Source organism: Streptomyces sp. NRRL S-495, assembly GCF_000966955.1.
GTDB classification, from domain to species: Bacteria; Actinomycetota; Actinomycetes; order Streptomycetales; family Streptomycetaceae; genus Kitasatospora; species Kitasatospora purpeofusca.
Map to the genome: position 1 here is coordinate 1 of NZ_JZWY01000184.1, position 3,669 is coordinate 3,669.

General features: G+C 75.4%; 4 protein-coding genes. All 4 read left to right on the forward strand.

Going from position 1 to position 3,669, the window contains the following annotated elements; translation table 11 throughout:
* Nucleotides 1-216 precede the first annotated feature (216 nt).
* Complete coding sequence (locus VR45_RS11680; RefSeq protein WP_078896434.1) at nt 217-924, forward strand: TetR family transcriptional regulator; 708 nt, start codon at nt 217-219, stop codon at nt 922-924.
* 149 nt (nt 925-1,073) lie between these two features.
* A complete protein-coding gene (locus VR45_RS11685) occupies nt 1,074-2,549 on the forward strand; it encodes a chloride channel protein (protein ID WP_078896433.1) in 1,476 nt (491 codons plus the stop codon).
* A 96-nt stretch (nt 2,550-2,645) separates the two neighbouring features.
* A complete protein-coding gene (locus tag VR45_RS11690) occupies nt 2,646-2,918 on the forward strand; it encodes a hypothetical protein (RefSeq protein ID WP_045939637.1) in 273 nt (90 codons plus the stop codon).
* Nucleotides 2,919-2,979: 61 nt separating this feature from the next.
* On the forward strand, nt 2,980-3,669 hold a 690-nt coding region (locus VR45_RS11695), incomplete at its 3' end, for a methyltransferase domain-containing protein (protein WP_045939638.1).

The following is a 3,669-nucleotide window of genomic DNA, read 5'->3' on the forward strand; positions in this document are numbered from 1 at the left end:
AGATCTACGAGGGCACCAACCAGATCCAGCGCATCGTGATGGCCCGCAACCTGCCGTAGCCCACCCCTCCCGACCCGTCGGGAACGCGTCCTCGGGCACCCGGACCACGGCCGTACACGGGCCGGTCCGGGTGTTCGAGGCCGATGCTATGTTCCGGGAATGAGCGAGAAGGAAGAGCAGGACCAACCGATGAACGACGGGCAACCGAAGCCCGCGATGCGTGAGGCGCTGGTTGCCGCCGCCTTCGAGCTCTTCCTGGAGCGCGGCTTCGAGCAGACCACGATCGACGACATCGTCTCGCTCGCCGGGGTCGGCCGGCGGTCCTTCTTCCGCTACTTCCCGGCCAAGGAGGACGTGGTCTTCCCCGACCACGAGCGCGGCCTCGCCGAGATGACGGAGTTCCTGGAGTCCGGCAGCGGCGAGGAGGACCCGGTCCGGCACGCCTGCGATGCGGCCCGGCTGGTCCTGCGGATGTATGCCGAGCAGCCGTCCTTCTCGGTCCAGCGCTACCGTCTCACCCGCAAGGTGCCGGGCCTGCGCGCCTACGAGCTGTCCGTCGTCTGGCGCTACGAGCACACCCTCGCGCACTATCTGCGCGGCCGGTTCGCCGGGCGCCCGGAGGGACCGCTGCGGGCCGACGTGGTCGCCGCCGCCGTGGTCTCCGCGCACAACCACGCCCTGCGCACCTGGCTCCGCTCCGGCGGCGAGAGCGACTGGGTGACCGAGGTGGACCGGGCGATGGCCTTCGTCACCGACACCTGGGGCGAGCGCCCCGCCGGCGGCGACCCGTCGGCGGACGGTGAGGGGCCGGAGGAGCAGGACGACGTCGTGGTGCTGGTCGCCAGCCGCCGGGCGCCGCTCTGGCGAATGGTCCAGGGCATCGAGAGCGCCCTCGGCGACCCCCGCCGGATCCACCAGGACTGACCCGTCCCCTCACCCTGATGGCGCAGGCCCGGCGGGACGCGCCGGGCCCCGACCCCCGGCTGCCGTGCGCGGCCCCCGGCGGCGGGCGAGACTCGGTCGCAGGACGTGACCGGAGCCGGACCGGCGCGGGGAACCGACGGAGGCGGACGATGCCCGAGCCGAGCGACGGTCCGAGCGGGAGCGAGGACCCGACGGCGAGGCCCGACCCGACGGCGGGCACCGGCCCGGCCTCCCCTCCCGCCGCCGCGGCGGCCCCCGCGCGGCCGGACCCCACCCTGCACGGCGTGCTGCGCACCAAGGGCTACCTCGGCCTCCTCGTGATCTCGGCCCTGGTCGGTGTCCCGGTCTCGCTGGCCGCCTTCTGGTTCGTCGGCCTGGAGCACCAGCTCCAGCACTGGGTCTGGGAGAGCCTGCCCGACGCCCTCGGCCTCGACCGCGCCCCCTGGTGGTGGCCGCTGCCCGCGCTGCTGCTGGCCGGACTGCTGCTCGCGCCGATCGTCACCCGGGTGCCGGGGCGCGGCGGCCACATCCCGGTGGACGGTATGGGCGGGCCGCCCGTACCGCCGAGGGCCGTGCCCGGCGTCGTGCTGGCCGCACTCGCCTGTCTGCCGCTCGGCGCGGTGCTCGGCCCGGAGGCGCCGCTGATGGCGATGGGCGGCGGGCTGGCACTGCTCGCCGTCCGGCCGTCCCGCCGCGCGGCCCGGCCCCAGCTGGTGCCGGTGCTCGGCGCGGCCGGTTCGGCGGCGGCGATCTCCACCATCTTCGGCAGTCCGCTGGTGGCCGCCGTGATGATGATCGAGGCGGCCGGCCTGGGCGGGCCGCAACTCCTGCTGCTGATCATGCCCTGCCTGCTGGCGAGCGGGATCGGTGCACTGGTGTTCACCGGCTTCGGCCACTGGACCGGGCTCTCGGTCGGCGCGCTGTCGCTGCCCTCGGAACCGCCCGCCGGCATCCCCGATCCGGGCGACTTCCTGTGGGGCCTGCCGGTCGCGGTCGTGGTCACCGTGGTCTGCGTGTCCGGTCAGCTGCTCGGCCACCGGGTCAAGGCGTTCACCGTCGGCGACCCGCTGCGGGCCGTGCCGCCGCCGACGGCCCGGCAGACGGCCCTGCGCACGGTGCTGTGCGCGGTCGCGGTCGGCGGCTGCATCTCCGCGTACGCGCTGCTGACGGACCGCTCGCCGGAGGAGGCGGCGCTCTCCGGCCAGGCCACCCTGGGTGTCCTGGCCGCGAATCCGGCGGCCTGGTCGGTGTACGCACTGCTGATGCTGACGCTCTGCAAGACGGCCGCCTGGGGCATCGCCCTGGGCAGCCTGCGCGGTGGCCCGATCTTCCCGGCGGTGCTGATCGGCGCCGCCCTCGGGGTGGCCTGCGGCCCGCTGCCCGGTCTCGGCATGGAGTCGGGGCTGGCCGTCGGTCTGGCCGCGGCGGCCACCTCGGTCACCCGGCTGCCGGTCACCAGCACGGTGCTGGCGGCCGAGCTGCTGGGGCCGGAGGCACCCGACTCGCTCCCGCTCCTGCTGGTGACCGCCGTGACCTCCTTCGTGGTGGGCGAGCTGCTGCGCGGGTACATCGAGCGGCGCAGACCGCAGCGGGCCGCACCGCAGGGGGCCGCGCGGGCCGCCTGAGGGGCCGGCGACGCCCGCGTCAACATCAATCCGCCTTCTCCACTCCTTCGAATTAATCCGGGGTTCGGGGCCGTCACCCCGGGCAATCCCGCTCCCATGACCACCTCCTCGCCCCACCGCCGCAGCCGCCGTTCCACCGACCGCCGTTCCACCGACCGCCGCCCCCGCCGCCCGCTCCCCACACCCCCGCCGAGCGCGTCCGGCCCGAGTGCGTCCGGTCCGAGCGCGTCCGGGTCCGCGCCGGCACCGTGCGCCCCGCCGGCCACCGCCTGCTGCGCCGTCTCCACCACCGAGCGCCGCTCGCTCGGCGGGACGGTCATCCGCACCCACCGCCACCACCCCCGCTGCCCGGTCTGGGCCGCCCGCTGAAAACCCCGTGCCCGCCCTCGCCGCCCGGTGGTAGAACAGGCCGGACGCCTAGGGGGAACACATGTCGGAAGCCGACGAGCCGATACACGAGCGCCTGGTGGACGAGGCGGCACTGCGCCCGGGCGGGCGGGTGCTCGACCTCGGCTGCGGCACCGGCCCCACCCTGGCCGTCTTCTCCCGCCGCCACCCCGACGCCCGGCTGCTCGGCCTCGACCACTCGGCCGACAGCGTCGCCACCGCCCGGCGCCTGCTGGCCGACCACCCCGGTGGCATCGGCATCGAGACGTCGGACCTGGCCCGGCCGCTCCCGCTGCCCGACCACGACCTCGACGCCGCGGTCTCCTACAACGTGCTCGAATGCCTGCCGGATCCGGCCGCGCTGCTCGTAGAGACCGCCCGGGTGCTGCGGCCCGGCGGCCGGGTCGTGCTGGCACACGTCGACTTCGACTCACTGGTGATCGCCGGCGCGGACCGCGACCTCGACCGGCGGATCTGCCACGCCTTCACCGACGACCAGCAGCCCTGGATGGACCACGTGGACGGGCGGATCGGCCGCAAGCTCCCGGGCCTGGTCCGGAACTCCCCGCTGCGGCTCGGACGGGTCCACCCGGTCGTCACCAGTTCCACCGAGCTGACCGGCCACGCCGCCCGCCGGATCGAGGGCATCCGCCACGCCCTGACCGCCGCCGCCGAGGAGGGCCGGGGCTCCCTCGCCCCGGCGGAGATCGAGGCCTGGCACACCGCCGTCCAC

Excerpts from the sequence above, each read along its gene's own strand:
- VR45_RS11680 (WP_078896434.1), top strand. The coding sequence starts at position 217 with ATGCGTGAGGCGCTGGTTGCCGCCGCCTTCGAGCTCTTCCTGGAGCGC.
- VR45_RS11685 (WP_078896433.1), top strand. The coding sequence starts at position 1,074 with ATGCCCGAGCCGAGCGACGGTCCGAGCGGGAGCGAGGACCCGACGGCG.
- VR45_RS11690 (WP_045939637.1), top strand. The coding sequence starts at position 2,646 with ATGACCACCTCCTCGCCCCACCGCCGCAGCCGCCGTTCCACCGACCGC.